The organism is Ornithinimicrobium carbonis (assembly GCF_977012275.1).
On record NZ_OZ348993.1, the window covers coordinates 202,088 to 221,808 of the forward strand.

The following is a 19,721-nucleotide window of genomic DNA, read 5'->3' on the forward strand; positions in this document are numbered from 1 at the left end:
TCCGGCCCCCACGTCCCCGCGCACGACCTGCCCGTCCCGCCGCCCTCCCCCCGCGCCGCGCAGGCCCGGGCGGGCGGCCCGGAGGACCCGCACCTGCCCATCCCCCACTCGGCCCCCTGGTGGCGGCACGCGGTGATCTACCAGGTCTACCCGCGCAGCTTCGCCGACTCCGACGGGGACGGGGTGGGCGACCTGCCCGGCATCACCTCCCGGCTGCCCCACCTCGCCGGGCTCGGCGTGGACGCGGTCTGGCTCAGCCCCTTCTACGTCTCCCCGATGGCCGACGCCGGGTACGACGTCGCCGACTACCGCGACGTCGACCCCCTGTTCGGGACCCTGGCCGACGCCGACGCGCTGCTGGCACGGGCGCACGAGCTCGGCCTGCGGGTGATCGTCGACCTCGTGCCGAACCACACGAGCGACGAGCACGTGTGGTTCCAGGAGGCGCTGGTCGCCGGACCCGGATCGCCGGAGCGGGCCCGCTACGTCTTCCGGGAGGGAGGCGGACCGGACGGTGCCGAGCCTCCGAACAACTGGAAGTCCGTCTTCGGCGGGCTGGCGTGGACCCGGGTGCAGGAGGCGGACGGGACGCCCGGGCAGTGGTACCTGCACCTGTTCGACGACAAGCAGCCCGACCTGGACTGGCGCAACCCCGAGGTCGTGGAGGAGTTCCACGACGTGCTGCGCTTCTGGCTGGACCGGGGCGTCGACGGATTCCGGGTGGACGTGGCCCACTCCCTCGTCAAGGCCGAGGGCCTGCCGGACTGGACCGTGCGCACCGGGATGCTCGGCGACCTCGATGAGGAGCCGCCGGCCACCACCGACCCCCGGACCAAGGAGCTGGGCCCGATGTGGGACCAGGAGGAGGTCCACGAGATCTACCGCGGGTGGCGGCGGGTGCTGGAGGAGTACAACCCCTCCGGCGACCCAGACCAGGACCGGATCCTGTGCGCCGAGGCCTGGTTGCCCAGCCAGGAGCGCACCATGCGCTACGTGCGGCCCGACGAGATGCACCAGGCGTTCAACTTCCAGTTCCTGGAGATGTCCTGGCGCGCCGAGGACGTCCGTGAGGTCGTGGACACCTCGTTGCGCGCCGCCGACGAGGTGGGTGCCCCGACGACCTGGGTGCTGTCCAACCACGACGTCGTGCGGCACGCCTCGAGGATGGGTCTGCCGGTGGGTTCGCCCCGCCCCAACGGGATCGGGACCGCCTCCGAGCAGCCCAACCCGGTGCTCGGCCTGCGCCGGGCGCGGGCCGCGACCACGCTGATGATGGCCCTGCCCGGGTCGGCCTACGTCTACAACGGCGAGGAGCTGGGCCTGCCCGACCACACCGCGCTGCCGGACCGGCTCCGTCAGGACCCTGCCTTCCACCGCACGGCGGGCGTCGAGCTGGGCCGGGACGGTTGCCGGGTCCCGCTGCCGTGGGTGGCCGAGGAGCCCTCCTACGGCTTCGGCCCGGGTTCGCGCAGCTGGCTCCCCCAGCCGCTCCTCTACGGGCCGCTGGCCGTGGACCGGCAGGAGGGGGTCTCCTCGTCCACGCTGGAGCTGTACCGCACGCTCCTGCGGCTGCGTCGCCAGCACGACCTCGGCGTCGGCGGGCTGCACTGGGAGTCCGGCTGGGGACCGGACGTGCTGGCCTTCCGCAACGCGCGGGAGGACGGCCGGCCGGTCACCGTCGTGGCCAACCTCGGTGAGGACCTGTTGGAGCTGCCGGCGGACCTGGAGGTCCTGGTCGCCAGCGGTCGGCTCGAGGACGGCCGGCTCCCCCAGGACACGACGGTCTGGCTGGCCTGAGGCGGGCCCGTTCCCGAGCCGGTCAGCGGTCCCCCGACCCGGCGGCGGCCCCGCCGGGTCCGCCCCCGTCCTCCTCCCCGGAGGTGCGCTCCACCTCCACCTCGCGGATCCGCATACCCTCCATCCGCGTCACCCGCAGCAGGAGCGGGCCCGTGCCGACCTCGTCCCCCACCTCGGCCACCCGGCCCAGCAGGGCCAGGACGAGGCCGGCGACGGTCTCGTAGCCGCCCCGCGGCAGCTGCACGTGGAGCGCGGTCTCCAGCTCCTCGACGATGAGCCCCCCGGAGACTCGGACGGTCCCGTCCGCGCGCACGAGGGAGTCCTCGGGGTCGGGCTCGGTGTCGTACTCGTCGTAGATCTCCCCGACCAGCTCCTCGACGAGGTCCTCGACCGTGACGATCCCCTCGGTCCCGCCGTGCTCGTCCACGACCAGCGCCAGGTGCTGCTGGGTCTCCTGCAGCAGGTGCAGGCTGGCCAGCACCGGCTTGCTGACCGGCAGCGCGGTGATCTCCCGGACGAGGTCGCCCACCTGCACCCCCGCGCGCCGGTCGTCGTCGATGGTGAGCAGGTCGCGGATGTGCACGAAGCCGAGCACGTCGTCGGCCGACTCCCCCGTCACCGGGAACCGGCTGTGGCTGGAGAGCCGGACCAGGTCCTCCACCTGCTCGACCGACCGGTCGGCGCGCAGGAACTCCACGTCGGGACGCGGCCGCAGCACGTCCCCCAGCGTGCGCTCACCGGCCCGGAAGACGTCCCGCAGGATCTGCCGGCTGTAGGGCCGCAGGTCCCGGTTGTCCTCGACCACGCGGCGCAGCTCCTCGATGGACATCTGCTCGTTGGTCGCCTCCGGGTTCCCGCCGAGCAGCCGCACCACGAGGTTGGTCGAGACCGACAGCAGCCAGATCACCGGCCGCAGGAGGGTGGCGAAGACGCCGAGCGGAGGGGCGAGCACGCGGGTGAACCCCGCCGAGCGCTGCATCGCCAGCCGCTTGGGGACCAGCTCGCCGAGCACCAGCGACAGGTAGGCGATGACCAGCGTCATGAGGACCAGGGACAGGGGATCCGCGAGCGCCTCGGCCAGCCCCAGCCGCTGCAGCTGGACCGACACCGTCGGTGAGATGGTGGCGCCGCCGAACGCCGAGGAGAAGAACCCGGCCACGGTGACGCCCACCTGGACGGCCGAGAGGAAGGTGTTGGGGTCGCGCACCAGCAGGGCGGTGCGCCGACCGCGCTCCCCCGAGCGCTCGATGTCGTCGACCTGGGAGGGGCGCAGGGACACGATCGCCATCTCGGTGGCCGCGAACACCCCGCCGATGAGCACGAAGAGCAGCACGAGCAGCACGTTGGTGAGCAGGGCGGTGTCCATGACCCGAGGGTATGGCGTGGGTCAGGGGCGCAGGGTCGGCGCGGCGTCGTCGGCGAGGGCGTCGAGCTCGCGCGGGAGGGTGCGCATGCCCAGGAGCGGGGAGAGCAGCACCGGCAGGGCGGCCAGGACGGCGAGGCCGGAGAAGATCCAGAGGGTGGGCACCACGCCGAGCTCACGTCCCAGGAGCCCGCCGAGGAGGGCACCGACCGGCATCGGCCCCCAGACGAGGAAGCGGATGGAGGCGTTCATCCGCCCCAGCAGGGGCCGCGGGCACAGCCGCTGCCGGAAGCTGACCTGGGCGATGTTGTAGACCACGACCGCCCATGAGACGAGGAAGCCGCCGACGAGGAGGGTGGGCACGGCGGGCAGGACGCTGGCCAGGGGGGTGGTGAGCATGGCCAGGCCGCTGACCACCGCGGCCACCGGGATCGCGCGGCCCTCCCCCACGAGCCGGCCGAAGCGTCCCGAGCTGACCGCCCCCAGCAGGCCACCGACCGCGCCCACCGACAGCACCAGCCCCAGGGTGGTCTCGGCCAGTCCGAGGGTGCGGACCGCGTAGAGGACGAAGAGCCCGAAGACGGCCGAAGAGGCGAGGTTGGACAGCCCTGTGCAGGCCACGATGCGGCGCAGCAGCGGGTGGGCCAGGACGAAGGCCATCCCCTCCCGCACCTCGGTGACGAGCGGACGCCGGGCGGCCGGGTCGGCGCTCTCCTCCCGGTGGCGGATGCGGCTGACGAAGAGCGAGGAGAGCGCCATGCACACCGCGGTGACGGCGATCGTCAGCGGGGAGCCGACGAGCCGGACGAGGGCGGCGGCCGCGGCCGGCCCGACGACGCCGGCGGTCTGCTGGCTGGCCTGCAGCTTGCCGTTGCCCTCGGCGATCTGCTCGCCCCCGACGATCTCGGGCAGGTAGGACTGGTTGGCCACGTCGAAGAAGACGGTGGTGCAGCCCACGGCGAAGGCCACCACGTACAGCTGCTCCATCGTGAGCACGCCGGCCAGCCAGGCGACCGGCAGGGTGAGCAGCAGCGCGGCCCGCAGCAGGTCGCCCAGCACGAGGACGACCTTCTTGCGCCACCGGTCCACCCAGGCGCCGGCGGGCAGGCTGATGAGCAGGAAGGCCAGCGACTCCAGGGCCGCGAGCAGCCCCATCTGGAAGGCGTCCGCGCCCAGGAGCTGGACCGCCATGAGAGGCATCGCGAAGCCGACGAACTGGGCGCCGAACACCGAGACGGTGTCCCCCATCCACAGCTGGCGGAAGTCGTGGTGGTGCCACAGGCTGCGCTGCGGGACGCCCGCGGAGGTGCTCACCGGACGATGGTGCGCCAGTGATTGAGGTTTGTCAATCACTCGTGCGACACTGCCGGTATGGCGTCGCCCTCCTCCTCCGCGGACCGTGCACCCGACCCTGCCGGGCCGGGGCGGACCGCCGCGCGCCGCGACGCCACCGAGGCGGAGGCGCGGGCGCTGGCGTCCACGGTCCGGCTGCGGATCCTGCGGATCACGCTGGACGAGCCGCTGTCCAACCGGGAGATCGCCGAGGCCCTCGACCTGAACCCGGCGACGGCGCTGCACCACGTCCGCACCCTGGTCGACACCGGCTTCCTCGAGGCGCTCCCCGTCCGCCGGGGGCGGCGCGGGGCGCGCGAGATCCCCTACCGCGCGACGGGCCGCTCCTGGCACGTGCGCACCCCCGTCGGCACCTCCCCGCTCCTGGAGACCTTCCTGGCCGAGGTCCGGGCCGTGCCGGAGGACGAGCACGACCTCACCCGGCTGGGCCTGCGGCTGCCGCCGGAGGAGCTGGAGGAGTTCCGCGCCCGCCTGCACGGGCTGCTCCAGGAGTTCCACGACCGCCCGCGGGACCCCGCCGCCCGGCCGTGGTCCCTGTTCGTCGCCCTCCACCCCGAGCCCGGACGGTCGGGCGGCCCGCCCGCGGCGGCCGCACCGGGCCCGTCCCCGTCGGCTGCACCGGACCCCCCGTCCGCGGCGGCCGCACCAGGCCCGTCCCCTGCGCCGTCCCCCGGGCAGGGATGACGGTCACCGGGTCGACCGGCCACCGCCGCTCTCAGCGGCAGAGGACGTGCCCGGCCGGCACGCTGACGCGGGTCCACGGTCCGCTGCGGTGCACGGTCGCCTCGTCGTCGCGGTCCCGGGCGAAGCCCAGCGACAGGACGGCCAGCCCCGCACCGGCAGGCACGCCGGAGGTCAGCTCACGGCTCCACACCCGCGCCCTCAGGGCGGCCACCGCGGCGGAGCCGGCTCCCTCGGGCGTGCCCCGGGCCACCTCGGCCACCCCGGCCCGCGCGGCGACCAGCAGGTCGGCGACCGGGATGCGGCCCACCGGCTCCCAGCCCGCCCGCGGCGGGGTCAGTGCGGTCCACGGCGGGGACACGGTCGTCGGCGGGACGGTGAGCTCGGTCCCGGCGTCACCGGTGGCCGAGCGGCGGGCGAAGCGGTCGGTGAGCCCGCGCAGCGGCACCGCCACGTCCAGGTCGTGCCCGTCGGCCAGCGGCATCGTGCGCAGACCCAGGACCGTGCCCGCCCGGGTCAGCCCCTGTCCGGGGAGCACGCAGACCCAGGCGGCGAGCACGTCCCCCCGGGCCTGCAGCCGCACCGCGCCCTCCTCGTCCAGGGTCAGCGCCCGCCCGGCGTAGGTGGCCAGGTCGGCGACGGTCTCGCCGTCGGCGAAGCGCAGGACGGCGCTCTCTCCTCCGGAGGCGCTCACGCGCGCCGCCCCCGCCGGCGGTCGCCGCGCAGGACCGGGGCGTCCCCGGCGACCTGCGCGAGCGCGGCCCGCTCCGGTTCGCCGAGCCGACGGGGACGCTGCCCCGCCAGGTCGTAGGCGACCAGCGTGACCCGGCCCCGCGCGTAGACGGTGTCGTCCCCGTCGGGGCCACCCACGGCATACCCCAGCTCGAAGGAGGCGGCGCCCACGTCGCTGCACCAGACCGCGACCCGGGCCGGCGCGTAGGCGTAGCCCATCGGCAGCAGGTGGTCGATGGCCTGGGTGACGACCAGCATCCCCTCGTCGATGAGGTCGCGGTCGGCCCCGAACCAGTCCTTGAACGCCAGCACCCGGGCCTCCTCGAAGAGGCGGAGGTACTGCACGTTGTTGATGTGACCGTAGGCGTCCATGTCCGACCACCGGACGGGGACGGGGTAGACCCGGGCCGCCGGCGGGACTTCGGGCAGGGGGACGGTGGAGGCGGGCTCGGATCCGGGACTCATGGGGCCATTGTGGCCGCCGGCCCCTGCAACCGGCGCCACGCGGTCCGCACGTGCGCCTCGACCAGCTCCTCGGCCGCGGCCGGGTCGCCGGAGGCGACCGCGTCGTAGATGGCCTCGTGCTCGCGCATGAGGTCTGCGACCAGGTCGACGTAGGGCCTCTCCTCCAGCCGGCTGAACAGCTCCATGAGGGGTCGGCGCAGCGCCTCGCGGATGGCCTCGGTCGTGTCGGCCGCCAGCCCGTTGCCCGCGGCGCGGGCGAGCGCGACGTGGAAGGCGGTGTCGCCGTCGTTGAACCCCTCCCGGTCGGTGGCGGTGCGCATCTCCTCCAGGTGGGTGCGCAGGCGCTCCAGGTCCCCGGCCGTGGCGTGGGTGGCCGCCAGGCGGGCGCTGAGCCGCTCCAGGGCCGTCCGGACCTCGACGACCTCGTCCAGCGGGAAGTGCGCCAGCGCCACGTGCAGCCGCAGCAGCCGGGTCAACGCGCCGGAGGGCAGCGCGCTGACCCGGGTGCCGCCGGCGCGACCGGCGCCCACCGACGGCGTCAGCACCCCCTGCGCCTCCAGGCTGCGCACGGCCTCCCGCACGACGCTGCGGCTCACCCCCAGCCGGGCCGACAGCTCGCGCTCCGCGGGCACCTGGTCCCCGACGTGGAGGCGTCCGTCGAGGATGCGCTCCTCGACCCAGGCGACGACCGTCTCGTAGGCACGGGGCGCGACGGGAGGATCCGGGACCCCTGCCTGACCGTCCACCGTCACCTCCCTGGGCGCGAAGCCTTGACGACCCGGGAGTCTAGCCATAGCCTCGGTCCCATCCAATGGTCGGACCATTCTTGGGAGACTCGATGACGAGCCAGGGCCCCACCGTGGCGATCTTCGCCACCTGCTTCAACGACACCATGTGGCCCGAGGCCCCTCGGGCCACCGTCACGCTGCTGGAGCGCCTGGGCTGCACGGTGGTCTTCCCGCGCGAGCAGACCTGCTGCGGGCAGATGTTCACCAACACCGGGTACGCCGACGAGGCGGTCCCGCTCGTGCGCAAGTTCGTGGACGTCTTCGAGCGGTACGACCACGTGGTCGCCCCCTCCGGCTCGTGCGTCGGGTCGGTCCGCGACCAGCACGAGATGCTGGCCCGCCGCGCCGGCGACACCGGTCTGGCCACGGCCGTCGGGACGCTGGCGCCGCGGGTGCTGGAGCTGTCCGAGTTCGTCGTGGACGTGCTGGGGCGCACCGACGTCGGGGCCTACTTCCCCCACCGGGTGACCTACCACCCCACCTGCCACTCGCTGCGGATGCTGCACGTGGGCGAACGGCCCCTGCGGCTGCTGCGCGAGGTGCGCGGGATCGACCTGGTCGACCTGCCGGCGGCCACCGAGTGCTGCGGCTTCGGCGGCACGTTCGCGGTGAAGAACGCCGACACCTCGATCGCGATGGGGTCGGACAAGGCCCGGCACGTCCGGGAGACCGGGGCCGAGGTCGTCGTGGCCGGGGACAACTCCTGCCTGTCCCACATCGGCGGCATCCTGCAGCGTCAGCGCTCCGGGGTGCGCACCCTGCACCTGGCCCAGATCCTGGCCTCGACCGAGGAGGACCCGGCATGAGCACCGACCACGCCGAGCACGGCCCGGTCCCGACGGGCGACGTCGGGGACGGCCCCACGGCATACCCCGACGGCTCCGGCCCTCTGCAGAAGACGTCCGAGACCTTCCTGGGGATGCCCTCCTTCCAGACGGCGGCCCGCAGCGCGCTGGCCAACACCCAGCAGCGGCGCAACCTCGCCCACGCGACCGCCACCATCCGCGGCAAGCGTGCCGCGGTGGTCGGGGAGGTCGAGGCGTGGGAGGAGCTGCGCGTGGCCGGGGCCGCGGCCAAGGACGAGGCGCTGCACCACCTGCCGCACTACCTGGAGCAGCTGGAGGGCAACCTGCAGGCCCGCGGCGCCACCGTGCACTGGGCGCGGGACGCCGAGGAGGCCAACCGCATCGTCGTCGACCTCGTCAAGGAGCGCGGCACCGACGAGGTCGTCAAGGTCAAGTCGATGGCCACCCAGGAGATCGAGCTGAACGAGGCCCTCGAGGCCGCCGGCATCAGCGCCTGGGAGACCGACCTGGCCGAGCTCATCGTGCAGCTGGGCCACGACCGGCCCAGCCACATCCTCGTGCCGGCCATCCACCGCAACCGAGCCGAGATCCGTGAGATCTTCCTGCGCGAGATGGGGTCGGTGGGGCGCCCCGCCCCGGACGACCTCAGCGACGAGCCGGCCAGGCTGGCCGAGGCGGCCCGGCTGCACCTGCGCGAGAAGTTCCTGCGCGCGAAGGTGGCCGTCTCCGGCGCCAACTTCGCCATCGCCGACACCGGCACCCTCGTCGTCGTGGAGTCCGAGGGCAACGGCCGCATGTGCCTCACCCTCCCGGAGACCCTCATCTCGGTCGTGGGCGTGGAGAAGGTGCTGCCGACCTTCGCCGACCTGGGCACGATGATGCAGCTGCTGCCGCGCTCCAGCACCGGGGAGCGGATGAACCCCTACACCTCGATGTGGACGGGGGTGCACGAGGGCGACGGGCCCCAGGACGTGCACGTGGTGCTCGTGGACAACGGCCGCAGCCACGTGCTGTCGGACCCGGTGGGCCGCGACGCGCTGCGCTGCATCCGCTGCTCGGCCTGCCTGAACGTCTGCCCCGTCTACGAACGGGCCGGCGGGCACGCCTACGGCTCTGTCTACCCCGGCCCGATCGGCGCGGTGCTCAACCCGCAGCTGCGCGGGACGGGGTCCACCGTCGACAAGTCGCTGCCGTTCGCCTCCAGCCTGTGCGGCGCCTGCTTCGAGGCCTGCCCGGTGCGGATCGACATCCCCGCGCTGCTGGTCCACCTGCGCACCCAGGTGGTCGACGAGGCCTCCGGCCGGTCGGTCGAGGCGCTGGGCATGAAGGCCGCCGCCTGGACCTTCGGCGACCACCGACGGCTCGAGGCGGCCCAGCGGGCCGCCACCCTGGGCGGCCGGCTCGTCGGGGGCCGCACCATCCGCACCGTGCCCGGGCTGGGTGCCTGGTCCCAGGCCCGCGACGTGCCGACGCCGCCGAAGGAGACCTTCCGGCAGTGGTGGGCCCGCACGCACGGGGACGACGGAGGGGCCGACGACGGCCGACGGAGCAGCGACGACGGGAGGACGGCATGAGCACCGCGCGAGAGGAGATCCTGTCCAGGCTGCGGCACGCGACCGCGGACGTGGGCACCCCCGTGGGGCACCGTGGCGAGGTCCCGCTCATCCAGGAGGTGGGTGAGAGCCCGGAGGCCACCGTCGAGCTGTTCGTGGAGAACGTCGCGGACTACCGCGCGGAGGTGGTCCGCTGCACCCCCGAGGAGGTCGCCGGCACGATCGCCGAGCGTCTGCGCGCGCGGGGCTCGCGCTCGGTCGTGGTGCCCTCGGGGCTGGACGCCTCGTGGGTCGCCGGGCTCGCCGACGACGGCGTCGAGCTCCTTCCGGACGAGCAGCTCTCGGCCGACCAGCTCGACGCGGTCGGCGCGGTGATCACGGCCTGCCGGGTCGGGATCGCCACGACCGGCACGATCATCCTGGACCACACCGACGACCAGGGCCGTCGGGCGCTGTCGCTGGTGCCCGACCACCACGTGTGCGTGGTGCACGTCGACCAGGTCGTCCACGACGTGCCCGCCTCGCTCGACCGGCTCGACCCCACCCGGGCGATGACCTGGATCAGCGGGCCGAGCGCGACGAGCGACATCGAGCTGGACCGGGTCGAGGGCGTGCACGGCCCGCGCAACCTGGACGTGCTCGTCGTGGGGTGAGCGGCCCGGGCGACCCCGTGGCGCGGGTCCGCCGGGCCCGGCGACCGTTAGGCTCCTGCCCGTGACCGACGCACCCCTGCACGACCCGATCGACGCCCTGCTCGACGTCCTGGACCTGACCTGGGAGGGCTCGACGACCATCCGGGCCGCGGCATCCGAGGGGCTGGCCGTGGACCTGGGCGCCTCCGAGGGGGACATCTTCCTGGGGCAGAGCCAGCGCCAGGCGCACGGACGCGTCTTCGGCGGCCAGGTGCTCGCGCAGGCCGTGATCGCGGCGGGGCGCACCGTCGGCACGGCCCAGGACGGGACGGACGCCACCGCGCAGGAGCGGCACATCCACAGCCTGCACGCCTACTTCCTGCGCCCCGGCGACGACCGGCGTCCCATCCAGTTCGTCGTGGAGCGCATGCGCGACGGACGCAGCTTCTCCGCCCGCCGCGTGCACGCCCTGCAGGAGGGACGGATCCTGCTGTCCCTGACGGCCTCCTTCCAGGAGCCGGCCGGGGGCATGGAGCACCACCTGCCGATGCCGGAGGTCCCCGGGCCCGAGGGGTTGCGCTCGGACCGGGACATCCTGGGACGGATCGACCACCCGGTGGCCCGGCACAACGCCCGCACCCGCGCGCTGGACCTGCGTCACGTGGAGCCGCTGCTGCTCGGCCCGGCCGAGCCCGGCCCCGGTGAGCAGTCTGTCTGGATGCGGGTGGAGCGCCAGCTCTCCGACGACCCGCTGCTGCACGCGGCCGTGCTGGCCTACGCCTCGGACTACGTCCTGCTCGAGCCCGTGCTGCGCCGGCACGGCGTCGGCTGGGGAGACCCGCGGCTGCGGCCGGCGAGCCTGGACCACGCGATGTGGTTCCACCGCCCGGCCCGGGTGGACGGGTGGATGCTCTACACCCAGTCCTCCCCCTCGGCGCAGTCCGGCCGCGGGCTGGGGCTCGGGCACATGTATGCCGCCGACGGCACGCTGCTGGCGACCGTCGCCCAGGAGGGCATGGTCCGGCTCAAGGAGTGAGCCCGGCCTGCGGCCTGCAGGACGATGTTCTCCAGGCCCATCCCGCCGACGGCACCGGCGATCAGGTCAGGTCGTCGTGGTCGCCTCGGACCCACGCGGCATACCGCTGCGCCGACCGGTCCACCACGCTCCTGGCGTCCGCGGGCACCTGCATCCCGAAGTTGTCGTAGAGCCGGTCGAACGAAAGCCCCGCGAGGGTGTCCGCCACCCGGGTGACGACCGCGGCGGACAGGGGAAGGAGGTTGGGGAAGGACCGCATGAAGCTCACCCACCCGGCGTCCGGGACCGCCTTGCAGGTGTCGCCGGAGAGCAGGACCCCCCGGCCCTCCGCGCCCGCCGCCCACACGGCGACGCTGCTGCCGGGGAAGTGGCCCCCGGGCTGGAGCACCCGGATGCCCGGGAGCACGTCGAACGGCTCGGACCACGTGACGATCTCACCGTGGTCGCCCCACCGCCGCACCCAGTCCCGGTCGGCCTCGGCCACGTGGACGGTCGCGCCGAAGGCGCGGGCCCACTCCAGCTGGCAGCCGTACATGTGCGGGTGGCTGGCCATCACCGCCGCCACCCCGCCGAGGTCGCCGACCGCCCGGACGGCGGCCTCGTCGACGTAGCCGGGCACCTCCCACAGCAGGTTGCCGTGCGGGGTGCGCACCAGCGTCGCGCTCTGCCCGACGTCAGCCCGCGGCACGGCGTGCAGGGCGTAGCAGTCGCGCTCCACCTCGGTGATCTCGACGCGGAACCCCTCGGCGGCACGCCGCGCGAGGGTGGTCCAGCGCTGACCGCCGGCGGGGACGTACTGCCGCTCGTCGGCGCAGATCGCGCAGGTCTGCTCGTCGAGGTCGTTCTCCACCCCGCAGGTCTCGCACAGCCTCCAGGCCTCGGCAGCGCTCACGTGTGCCACTCTAGGCGTGGGACCGGGTGCCCGGCCGAGATCCAGGGAGGCGACGGCGATGTGGTGGCAGGACCTGCTGTGGGGCATCTGGAACGGCATCACCGCGTGGGTGGTGCTGATCGCGCACGTCTTCGGGGCCTGGGACCGGTTCCCCGTCTACGACCCGGAGCGGGCGGGCAACTGGTACGACTTCGGCTTCCTGCTGGGTGCCGGGTCACCGGTGCTGGGGATGCTGGGCGGGCGCCGAGCCTCCCGGTCGGCCCGCTAGGAGCTCAGGCGGGCCGCAGCGGCAGCTCCCGTGCGGAGGTGACGCACCGCGCGGCCCCGCTCACAGGGTCGGTGAACCGCACCTCCCGGGCCAGCAGCTGCAGGGGGGAGGAGAAGTCGTCCGCGGGCACGTCCCGGACCGATGGGTAGAGCGGGTCGCCCAGGATCGGGACGCCCAGCCCGGCGAGGTGGACGCGCAGCTGGTGGGTCCGGCCGGTCCTCGGCGTGAGCCGGTAGCGGCCGGTGCCGGGTCCGTGCACCCCGTCGAGCTCCACGAGGGTCTCGGCGTTGGGCTCGCCCGGCTCGACCTGCGCCTGGAGCTCACCGCGGCGCTTGACGAGCCGGTTGCGCACGACGGTCGGCAGCTCGAGGTGCTCCGCCAGCGGTGCCAGCGCCACGTAGGTCTTGGCGAGCCCACCTCCCTGCACCATGCGTTGGTAGGCGCTGCGGACGTCCCGACGGGTCGTCAGCAGCAGGACCCCGCTCGTCAGCCGGTCCAGGCGGTGCACCGGTGAGAGCTCCGGCAGGCCGAGGCGGCGACGCAGCAGCACCACCGCCGTCTGGGCCACGTGCGAGCCGCGCGGCATCGTCGCCAGGAAGGGGGGCTTGTCCACGGCGAGCAGCCCGGTGCGGTCGTCGCGCAGCAGGACCGTCAGCTCCCCGGGCACGACGACCTCCTCGGGCAGGTCCCGGTAGAGGTATGCCGTGCCACCGGGCCGGTAGGGCGTGCCCGGCCCGACCCGGGTGCCGTCGCCCAGCACGACCTCCCCCGCCCGGACGCGGCGCCATACCCCGTCCTCGTCGCCCGTCACGGCGACGAGGAACTCCACGACCGTGCGGGGGTGCTCAACGGAGCGGTCCCGGGGGTGCCCCGCGGAGCCGTCGCGGGGGTGCTCGGCGGAGTCGTCCCCGGGGTGCCCCAGGGAGCCATCGCGGAGGCGCTCCGCAGAGCAGTCCGCCGGCAGGACCGGCATCCGCACGCGCGCAGGCCCCAGCCCGTCCCGGGGCGGGAGCGGGGGCTGGGGCCTGCGTCGGCGTGCCATCGAGGGCGGTGCGGTGGTGGTCGGGCGGGCACGTGCCTCCCCGACCGGCTCGACCGCGGTGGTCAGTCGCGGGTGAGCTTGCGGTAGGTCACCCGGTGCGGGCGGGCGGCCTCGGCCCCCAGCCGCTCGATCTTGTTCTCCTCGTAGGCGCCGTAGTTGCCCTCGAACCAGTACCAGGCCGCGGGGTCCTCCTCGGTGCCCTCGTAGGACAGGATGTGGGTCGCGACCCGGTCGAGGAACCACCGGTCGTGGCTGATGACCACGGCGCAGCCGGGGAAGGCCTCCAGGGCGTTCTCCAGCGAGCCGAGGGTCTCGACGTCCAGGTCGTTGGTGGGCTCGTCGAGGAGCAGCAGGTTGCCGCCCTGCTTGAGGGTCAGGGCCAGGTTGAGCCGGTTGCGCTCCCCGCCGGAGAGAACCCCCGCCTTCTTCTGCTGGTCCGGGCCCTTGAAGCCGAACTGGCTGACGTAGGCCCGCGAGGGGATCTCCACGTTGCCGACCTGGATGAAGTCCAGGCCGTCGGAGACGACCTCCCACAGCGACTTCTGCGGGTCCAGGCCCTCGCGGGACTGGTCGACGTAGCTGATGTTGACGGTGTCCCCCACCTTGACCGAGCCGTCGTCGGGCTCCTCGAGGCCGACGATCGTCTTGAACAGGGTGGTCTTGCCGACGCCGTTCGGCCCGATGACGCCCACGATCCCGTTGCGCGGCAGCGTGAACGACAGACCGTCGATGAGGACCCGCTCGCCGAACCCCTTGCGCAGGTCCTTGACCTCGATGACCTGGCTGCCGAGACGGGGCCCCGGCGGGATCTGGATCTCCTCGAAGTCCATCTTGCGGGTCTTCTCGGCCTCGGAGGCCATCTCCTCGTAGCGGGCCAGGCGGGCCTTGCTCTTGGTCTGCTTGGCCTTGGGGTTGGAGCGGACCCACTCCAGCTCCTTCTCCAGCCGCTTGGCCAGCTTGGCGTCCTTCTTGCCCGCGATCGCCAGCCGCTCGCGCTTCTTCTCCAGGTAGGTGGAGTAGTTGCCCTCGTAGGGGTAGAGCCGGCCGCGGTCGACCTCGGCGATCCACTGGGCGACGTTGTCGAGGAAGTACCGGTCGTGCGTCACGGCCAGGACGGCGCCGGGGTAGGCGGCCAGGTGCTGCTCGAGCCACTGGACCGACTCGGCGTCCAGGTGGTTGGTGGGCTCGTCGAGGAGCAGCAGGTCGGGCTTGCTCAGGAGCAGCTTGCACAGCGCCACCCGACGGCGCTCACCGCCGGAGAGGACGGTGACGTCGGCGTCCGGCGGAGGGCAGCGGAGCGCGTCCATGGCCTGCTCCAGCTGGGCGTCCAGGTCCCAGGCGTCCGCGTGGTCGATCTCCTCCTGGAGCTGCCCCATCTCGGCCATCAGGGCCTCGAAGTCCGCGTCCGGGTCGGCCATCTGCTCGGAGATCGCGTTGTACCGGTCCAGCTTGGCCTTGACCTCGCCCACGCCCTCCTCGACGTTGCCGAGGACGGTCTTCTCCTCGTTCAGCGGCGGCTCCTGCAGGAGGATGCCCACCGAGTAGCCGGGGCTGAGACGGGCCTCGCCGTTGGAGGGCTGGTCCATCCCGGCCATGATCTTGAGGATGGTCGACTTGCCGGCGCCGTTGGGGCCCACGACGCCGATCTTGGCGCCGGGGTAGAAGGACATCGTGACGTCGTCCAGGATCAGCTTGTCGCCGACCGCCTTGCGGGCACGCGTCATGGTGTAGATAAATTCGGCCATGCCGCTCAGGGTATCCGTCGGCCCCGACGGCCTCCGAATCCTCCGGGGCCGCCGGGACCGGCGCGCTCACGCCGACCGGGCCAGCACCTCCTCGGCGGCCTCGTCGTCGAGGACCCCGTCCGGGTCGGCCAGGTCCCCGAGGTCGTCGTCCTCGTGCCCGGGTGCGTCCGGACGCCCTTCCACCGGTCGGGCGTCCTCCGGCTCGCCCGGGTTGTACTCCTCGACGCGCTCCAGCCCGTAGCTCGCACTGCCCCTCGTGAACGGGGCCGTGCCGAAGGTCAGGTCCGGACCGATCGAGTCGACGTCGATGGTCGCGTTGACCCCGCTGCCGTTCTCGCTGGTCCACTCGTTGAGCCGGAAGCGACCGTGCACGACGACCGGGTCCCCCTTGTGCAGGCTCGCCAGCACGTTGGCGCCCGTGCGCCCCCAGCAGAGCAGGTCGAAGTAGGTCGTGCCGGTCACCACCCACTGATTGTTCTCCCGGTCGAAGCGTCGGCTGTTGACCGCGATCGCCGAGACCGCGAACGGTTCACCGGTCCGGCTGCCGATCCTGCGCTGCGGGTCGCGGGTCAGGTTCCCGCTGAGCGTCATCCTGCTGTCCACCACCATGGTGCGACTCCCCTCCGTGTCGGGCCCGCCGACCGGCGGGCTGAGGTTCCATCGTCGGGGGGTGCCGGCGGGGCGGGTAGGCCACGCGCCTTCCCTGTGGACGGGGCCGGTCGGCGGTCAGGGGATGTGGGGCGAGCACCCCTCGACGCGGGCCGGACACCCCCCCGGTGCCGCCGTCCGGCGTGGGAGGATCGCGCCATGGAGCTGCGCAACGTGCTCGGCGGACCGCTGCAGGAGTGCGGGCTGGACCCGGTGACGGGGTTCACCCGGTCGGGGCGTTGCGAGGTGACGCCGCCGGACGTGGGCCTGCACGGGGTGTGCGCGGTGATGACCGCCGACTTCCTGGCCCACCAGCAGGAGCTGGGCAACGACCTGGTCACGGCGCGGCCCGAGTGGCGGTTTCCCGGCCTGGTCCCCGGGGACCGCTGGTGCGTGGTGGCCGTCCGGTGGCTGCAGTCCGCCCGCGAGGGCCGTGCCGCCCCGGTCGTCCTGGCCAGCACCCACGAGTCGGTGCTGCAGGTGGTCCCCTCGGAGCTGCTGCACCAGCACGCCGTGGACGTGCCCGACGACCCCTCGGCCCTGCTCTGAGGGCCGGCCCTCAGGCGGCGGCCCGCTCCAGCAGCTGACGGGTCTTCTCGTGCCGGTCCAGCACCGCCATGACCGGTCGCCTGACGTGCTGGAAGGCCACCTCGTCGATCGCCTCGTCGAGCCGCTCCTCCACCTGGGCCCGCCGACGCCGGGCGCCGACCCCGGCGGCCAGCCGCGCGAGCAGAGCCAGGAGCCAGCCGACCAGCACCCCTCCCAGGAGGAGCGCCAAGGGGATCGGCACCGGACCCCAGGAGAAGGCGAGCGGGTCCACCGGCATCTGCAGGAAGCCCAGGACGGCCAGCAGCACCAGCCAGCCCAGTCCCACCACGGCGACGAGGGCGGCCACCAGCTGCAGGGCGCCGACGACGCTCCACCATGCCGGGTTGCGCGACCGCAGGGGCGTCCCGACGACGGCCTGGTCCAGCGCGTCCGCGAGGGTGTCCTGCTGGGGGCCGGCCGCCTCCACGACCGCGTCGGCCCACCGCACCGGCAACCCGGCGCCGGCGTCCTCGCCGACCTGGCGCGTGGCCAGCTGGACGTTGGCCCGCGCGGCGGGCGTGGGTGAGGGCAGCGAGGACCGGCCCAGGACGGCCCGCACGTCGGAGGGGGCGATCCCGGTGGGACCGGCCGTGTCATCACCCAGGCGCAGCCGCTTGAGCGGGTCGGGACGCAGCGATGAGACCCACCGGGTGAACGGCCACCCGGTCCGCGCCCGCGCCTGCCGCCGGTAGTCCCGCTCGACCGCGTCGAGCACGACCGGGACGCCCGAGGCGTCCCGCAGGGCCCGGTGCAACCTGGCGTCGGTCTCCTCGGTGAAGCTCGGGGTCTGCTCGGCCACCCCTCCGCCGACGTCCTCGGCGCTCGTGCGCACGTCGGCGACCAGGCGGGCCTCGGCCGCGTTGCGGGCCGCCACGACCTCGCCGAGACGGGCGCGCAGCTCCTCCACGCCCTGACCCGTCCGGGCCGAGGTCCCCCAGACGTCGTGGTCGCCCGCCCCGTCGTCGCGGACCAGCCGGCGCAGGTCCTCCCGGACCCGCTCGACGTCCTCCTCCGACCGCAGTCGGTCGACCTGGTTGAGGACCACGAGCATCACCGTGTCGTGGTGGCGCAACGGTCGCAGGTAGTCGTCATGGAGCCGCGCGTCGGCATACTTCTGCGGGTCGGCGACCCAGACGAAGACGTCGGCACGCTCCAGGATCCGGTCCGCCTCCACGCGGTGGCGCAGCTCGCGGGAGTCGAAGTCGGGCAGGTCCACCAGCACGAGGCCGTCGAGCCCGACGTTGTCCGCGGTGGTCGTCACCTGGTGGCGGTTGTGGATGCCGAGCCAGTCCAGCAGCTCCCCGGCCGGCTCGTCGCCCCACACCGCGGCTCCCGCCTCGGCGGTGGTCGGACGGCGCGGGCTGATGACCGAGACGTCCTCCCCGACCAGTGCGTTGAACAGGCTCGACTTTCCCGACCCGGTGGCGCCCGCGAGCGCCACGACGGTCCGCCCGCCCTTGAGCGCCCAGCGCTCCTGCACGCGCTGGACCACCCCCCGGGCCTGCTCGGACGCCGTGGGGTCGAGCTGGTGTCCGCCCACGTCGACGGCGGAGCCGAGCAGGTCGGCCCGGTCGGTGAGAGCCAGCTCCGTCTGCTCCTTCGAGCGCCGACGCCCGATCATCGGGCCGCCTCCACGTCGGACGCGGCGGACCGCAGCTCCTGCACGCTCTCCTCGGTCACGGGTACCTCCTGCAGGACCGCGTCGTAGCGGCCCCGCTCCTGCTCGAAGAGCTGCTCGACCCGCGCGACGAGCGCCTTGCGGGCCTTGATGGACATCGACCGCACGGCCTGGTCGCCGAAGACGGCCTCGAGGAGGCGCTGGGCCAGCACCGCCGAACCGCCGGCGACGGCGACCTCTGCCCCGGTGGGGATCGCCGCGGTCGAGGCGAACACGACGATCATCAGCAGCACCCCCAGGCCGTTGACGCCGAAGGCCAGGAACCGGGCGGTGGACCGGCGCGACCCGGCCTCCTCGCGGACCATCTCCAGGATCTCGCCCTGCCAGTCGCGGATGAGCCGTTCGACCCGCTCGGGGAAGTCCGGCGAGGCCTTGGACAACCCCGGGTTGCGGTCGACCAGCTCCACGCCCCCGGGGGCGTTCTTCCAGGCCCGGGCCGCCGTGCTGGCGGCCACCTGCCCGTGGGAGGTGATGAGCGCGGCGGCACCGGACTGCAGGGCATCACCCAGCGGCTCGGCCGAGACCGGCTTTCCGGAGAACCACGAGGACACCCGGTCGCGGAACCGGCCGATGCCCTCCTCGACGGAGCGCAGGAACTCTCCGGTCCCGACCAGCTCCTGCCACCGGGCCAGGACCTCGCCGCGCAGCAGCGAGCCGTCCTGCACCCCCTCCTCGACACCGGCGAGGGCGTCCGCGTAGGCCGCGCGCGGCGCCTGGGCGAGCCGGTCCCGGGCGGCCATCTGCGCGTGCCCCGCCTCGGCGAGGGTGCCGGCGCGGCCGGCGAGGGAGCCGACGGTGCCGCTGAGCGTGCGGCGGATCACCATCGACCGGGCGCGGGCGTCACCGGCCAGCGAGTGCAGCCAGCCACGAAGACGTTCGACGTCCTTCCCGGGGATCATCCCGTCCTCGAGGTCGACCTCGACGACCGGGAAGATCGGCGACTGCCCCAGGCCCTGGTCGCGCAGCATGGAGGCCAGGTGCAGGCGCACGGTCTGCAGGGCCTCCGGGGGCACCCGGTTGAGGACGATCGCGACCGAGGTCCCCCGCTCGGCCGCCTCGCGCAGCAGGTCCCAGGGGACCGCGTCGGCGTAGCGGGCGGCCGTCGTGACGAACAGCCACAGGTCGGCGGCCGAGAGCAGCTGCTTGGACAGCTCCCGGTTGGCCTTGACCACCGAGTCGATGTCCGGGGCGTCGAGCAGGGCGAGACCGGCGGGCAGGGCGCCGGAGGTGACCAGCCGCACGGACGTGGGGTCGTCGGTGCCGGCGGACCCGTCCCCGTCCCCCGCGACCCGGGACAGCCCGGGCAGCACCCGCTTGTCGGTGAACCAGCGGGTGTCCTGCTCGTGGTGGACGAGCACCGAGGCCCGGGTCGTGGGGCGGATGACCCCCGTGGCCGTCACGTGCTCGCCGACGACCGAGTTGACCAGCGTGGACTTGCCGGCCCCGGTGGAGCCGCCGACCACCGCGAGCAGCGGCGCGTCCAGGGAGCGCAGGCGCGGAAGCACGTAGTCGTCGAGCTGGTCGACCAGCTCGGTCCGGGCCGTGCGGGCACCACCGACGTCGTCCAGCTCCAGCGGGAGGGTCAGGGCGTCCGCGCTGCCGCGGAGCCGTTCGACGGCAGCAAGCAGCACGGAAGGGTCCTTGTCGGTCACCC

General features: G+C 73.9%; 19 protein-coding genes. 8 read left to right on the forward strand and 11 right to left on the reverse strand.

From position 1 onward, the window contains the following. Positions 1-93: 93 nt before the first annotated feature. Entirely contained in the window at positions 94-1,797 is a 1,704-nt protein-coding gene (locus tag ACWHYA_RS00840; protein ID WP_425940041.1) for a glycoside hydrolase family 13 protein, read from the forward strand. A 22-nt stretch (positions 1,798-1,819) separates the two neighbouring features. Here ACWHYA_RS00840 and ACWHYA_RS00845 read toward each other — a convergent pair whose 3' ends face one another. Then, entirely contained in the window at positions 1,820-3,163 is a 1,344-nt protein-coding gene (locus tag ACWHYA_RS00845; RefSeq protein ID WP_425939750.1) for a hemolysin family protein, read from the reverse strand. 21 nt (positions 3,164-3,184) lie between these two features. Continuing rightward, complete coding sequence (locus ACWHYA_RS00850) at positions 3,185-4,474, reverse strand: MFS transporter (RefSeq protein ID WP_425939748.1); 1,290 nt, start codon at positions 4,472-4,474, stop codon at positions 3,185-3,187. Between the two features lie 57 nt (positions 4,475-4,531). Between ACWHYA_RS00850 and ACWHYA_RS00855 the strand changes: the two genes are divergently transcribed. Then, the gene (locus ACWHYA_RS00855; protein ID WP_425939746.1) at positions 4,532-5,197 is read left to right on the forward strand and encodes a helix-turn-helix domain-containing protein; all 666 of its coding nucleotides are present in this window, start codon (positions 4,532-4,534) and stop codon (positions 5,195-5,197) included. 31 nt (positions 5,198-5,228) lie between these two features. On the opposite strand, the gene ACWHYA_RS00860 is transcribed toward ACWHYA_RS00855, so the two are convergent. From ACWHYA_RS00860 to ACWHYA_RS00870, 3 genes are read right to left on the reverse strand one after another with little or no spacing between them, the layout of a single operon-like run. Further along, positions 5,229-5,888, reverse strand: coding sequence for a hypothetical protein (locus ACWHYA_RS00860; RefSeq protein WP_425939744.1), 660 nt, complete (start codon positions 5,886-5,888; stop codon positions 5,229-5,231). Next, on the reverse strand, positions 5,885-6,391 hold the full coding sequence (locus tag ACWHYA_RS00865) for an acyl-CoA thioesterase (protein ID WP_425939742.1): 507 nt from the start codon (positions 6,389-6,391) through the stop codon (positions 5,885-5,887). The genes ACWHYA_RS00860 and ACWHYA_RS00865 overlap by 4 nt, the downstream gene beginning before the upstream one ends. Then, the gene (locus ACWHYA_RS00870) at positions 6,388-7,137 is read right to left on the reverse strand and encodes a FadR/GntR family transcriptional regulator (protein ID WP_425939740.1); all 750 of its coding nucleotides are present in this window, start codon (positions 7,135-7,137) and stop codon (positions 6,388-6,390) included. Before ACWHYA_RS00870 ends, ACWHYA_RS00865 begins: the two co-directional genes overlap by 4 nt. Positions 7,138-7,229: 92 nt before the next feature. Between ACWHYA_RS00870 and ACWHYA_RS00875 the strand changes: the two genes are divergently transcribed. From ACWHYA_RS00875 to ACWHYA_RS00890, 4 genes are all read left to right on the forward strand, one after another. Further along, positions 7,230-7,985 carry a (Fe-S)-binding protein gene (locus ACWHYA_RS00875; protein ID WP_425939738.1) on the forward strand — a complete coding sequence of 252 codons (756 nt, stop codon included), beginning with the start codon at positions 7,230-7,232 and terminating at the stop codon, positions 7,983-7,985. Positions 7,986-8,098: 113 nt separating this feature from the next. Further along, complete coding sequence (locus ACWHYA_RS00880) at positions 8,099-9,559, forward strand: LutB/LldF family L-lactate oxidation iron-sulfur protein (RefSeq protein WP_425940039.1); 1,461 nt, start codon at positions 8,099-8,101, stop codon at positions 9,557-9,559. Next, on the forward strand, positions 9,556-10,191 hold the full coding sequence (locus ACWHYA_RS00885) for a LutC/YkgG family protein (protein ID WP_425939736.1): 636 nt from the start codon (positions 9,556-9,558) through the stop codon (positions 10,189-10,191). Before ACWHYA_RS00880 ends, ACWHYA_RS00885 begins: the two co-directional genes overlap by 4 nt. A gap of 61 nt (positions 10,192-10,252) precedes the next feature. Then, complete coding sequence (locus ACWHYA_RS00890; RefSeq protein ID WP_425939734.1) at positions 10,253-11,206, forward strand: acyl-CoA thioesterase; 954 nt, start codon at positions 10,253-10,255, stop codon at positions 11,204-11,206. A 61-nt stretch (positions 11,207-11,267) separates the two neighbouring features. Here the strand turns inward: ACWHYA_RS00890 and ACWHYA_RS00895 are convergent, their stop codons facing one another. After that, positions 11,268-12,098: a hydrolase gene (locus ACWHYA_RS00895; RefSeq protein WP_425939732.1), complete on the reverse strand. Its 831-nt coding sequence runs from the start codon at positions 12,096-12,098 to the stop codon at positions 11,268-11,270. 58 nt (positions 12,099-12,156) lie between these two features. Here ACWHYA_RS00895 and ACWHYA_RS00900 point away from each other — a divergent pair, with 58 nt between their 5' ends. After that, entirely contained in the window at positions 12,157-12,366 is a 210-nt protein-coding gene (locus ACWHYA_RS00900; protein ID WP_425939730.1) for a hypothetical protein, read from the forward strand. 4 nt (positions 12,367-12,370) lie between these two features. On the opposite strand, the gene ACWHYA_RS00905 is transcribed toward ACWHYA_RS00900, so the two are convergent. The 3 genes from ACWHYA_RS00905 to ACWHYA_RS00915 form a co-directional block, all read right to left on the reverse strand. Next, positions 12,371-13,339 carry a pseudouridine synthase gene (locus ACWHYA_RS00905; protein ID WP_425940037.1) on the reverse strand — a complete coding sequence of 323 codons (969 nt, stop codon included), beginning with the start codon at positions 13,337-13,339 and terminating at the stop codon, positions 12,371-12,373. Positions 13,340-13,470: 131 nt separating this feature from the next. Beyond that, positions 13,471-15,153: an energy-dependent translational throttle protein EttA gene (gene ettA / locus ACWHYA_RS00910; RefSeq protein ID WP_425939729.1), complete on the reverse strand. Its 1,683-nt coding sequence runs from the start codon at positions 15,151-15,153 to the stop codon at positions 13,471-13,473. Positions 15,154-15,219: 66 nt separating this feature from the next. Further along, the gene (locus ACWHYA_RS00915; protein ID WP_448095484.1) at positions 15,220-15,762 is read right to left on the reverse strand and encodes a single-stranded DNA-binding protein; all 543 of its coding nucleotides are present in this window, start codon (positions 15,760-15,762) and stop codon (positions 15,220-15,222) included. 198 nt (positions 15,763-15,960) lie between these two features. Here ACWHYA_RS00915 and ACWHYA_RS00920 point away from each other — a divergent pair, with 198 nt between their 5' ends. Continuing rightward, positions 15,961-16,350 carry a DUF2237 family protein gene (locus ACWHYA_RS00920; protein WP_425939725.1) on the forward strand — a complete coding sequence of 130 codons (390 nt, stop codon included), beginning with the start codon at positions 15,961-15,963 and terminating at the stop codon, positions 16,348-16,350. A gap of 10 nt (positions 16,351-16,360) precedes the next feature. Here the strand turns inward: ACWHYA_RS00920 and ACWHYA_RS00925 are convergent, their stop codons facing one another. Both ACWHYA_RS00925 and ACWHYA_RS00930 read right to left on the reverse strand, forming a co-directional pair. Further along, a complete protein-coding gene (locus tag ACWHYA_RS00925) occupies positions 16,361-18,010 on the reverse strand; it encodes a YfjP family GTPase (RefSeq protein ID WP_425939723.1) in 1,650 nt (549 codons plus the stop codon). After that, entirely contained in the window at positions 18,007-19,698 is a 1,692-nt protein-coding gene (locus ACWHYA_RS00930) for a dynamin family protein (protein WP_448095485.1), read from the reverse strand. The genes ACWHYA_RS00925 and ACWHYA_RS00930 overlap by 4 nt, the downstream gene beginning before the upstream one ends. Positions 19,699-19,721 lie beyond the last annotated feature (23 nt).

Excerpts from the sequence above, each read along its gene's own strand:
- ACWHYA_RS00885 (WP_425939736.1), top strand. The coding sequence starts at position 9,556 with ATGAGCACCGCGCGAGAGGAGATCCTGTCCAGGCTGCGGCACGCGACC.
- ACWHYA_RS00855 (WP_425939746.1), top strand. The coding sequence starts at position 4,532 with ATGGCGTCGCCCTCCTCCTCCGCGGACCGTGCACCCGACCCTGCCGGG.
- ACWHYA_RS00865 (WP_425939742.1), bottom strand. The coding sequence starts at position 6,391 with ATGAGTCCCGGATCCGAGCCCGCCTCCACCGTCCCCCTGCCCGAAGTC.
- ACWHYA_RS00875 (WP_425939738.1), top strand. The coding sequence starts at position 7,230 with ATGACGAGCCAGGGCCCCACCGTGGCGATCTTCGCCACCTGCTTCAAC.
- ACWHYA_RS00880 (WP_425940039.1), top strand. The coding sequence starts at position 8,099 with ATGCCCTCCTTCCAGACGGCGGCCCGCAGCGCGCTGGCCAACACCCAG.
- ACWHYA_RS00915 (WP_448095484.1), bottom strand. The coding sequence starts at position 15,762 with ATGGTGGTGGACAGCAGGATGACGCTCAGCGGGAACCTGACCCGCGAC.
- ACWHYA_RS00900 (WP_425939730.1), top strand. The coding sequence starts at position 12,157 with ATGTGGTGGCAGGACCTGCTGTGGGGCATCTGGAACGGCATCACCGCG.
- ACWHYA_RS00845 (WP_425939750.1), bottom strand. The coding sequence starts at position 3,163 with ATGGACACCGCCCTGCTCACCAACGTGCTGCTCGTGCTGCTCTTCGTG.
- ACWHYA_RS00905 (WP_425940037.1), bottom strand. The coding sequence starts at position 13,339 with ATGCCGGTCCTGCCGGCGGACTGCTCTGCGGAGCGCCTCCGCGATGGC.
- ettA (WP_425939729.1), bottom strand. The coding sequence starts at position 15,153 with ATGGCCGAATTTATCTACACCATGACGCGTGCCCGCAAGGCGGTCGGC.
- ACWHYA_RS00920 (WP_425939725.1), top strand. The coding sequence starts at position 15,961 with ATGGAGCTGCGCAACGTGCTCGGCGGACCGCTGCAGGAGTGCGGGCTG.
- ACWHYA_RS00925 (WP_425939723.1), bottom strand. The coding sequence starts at position 18,010 with ATGATCGGGCGTCGGCGCTCGAAGGAGCAGACGGAGCTGGCTCTCACC.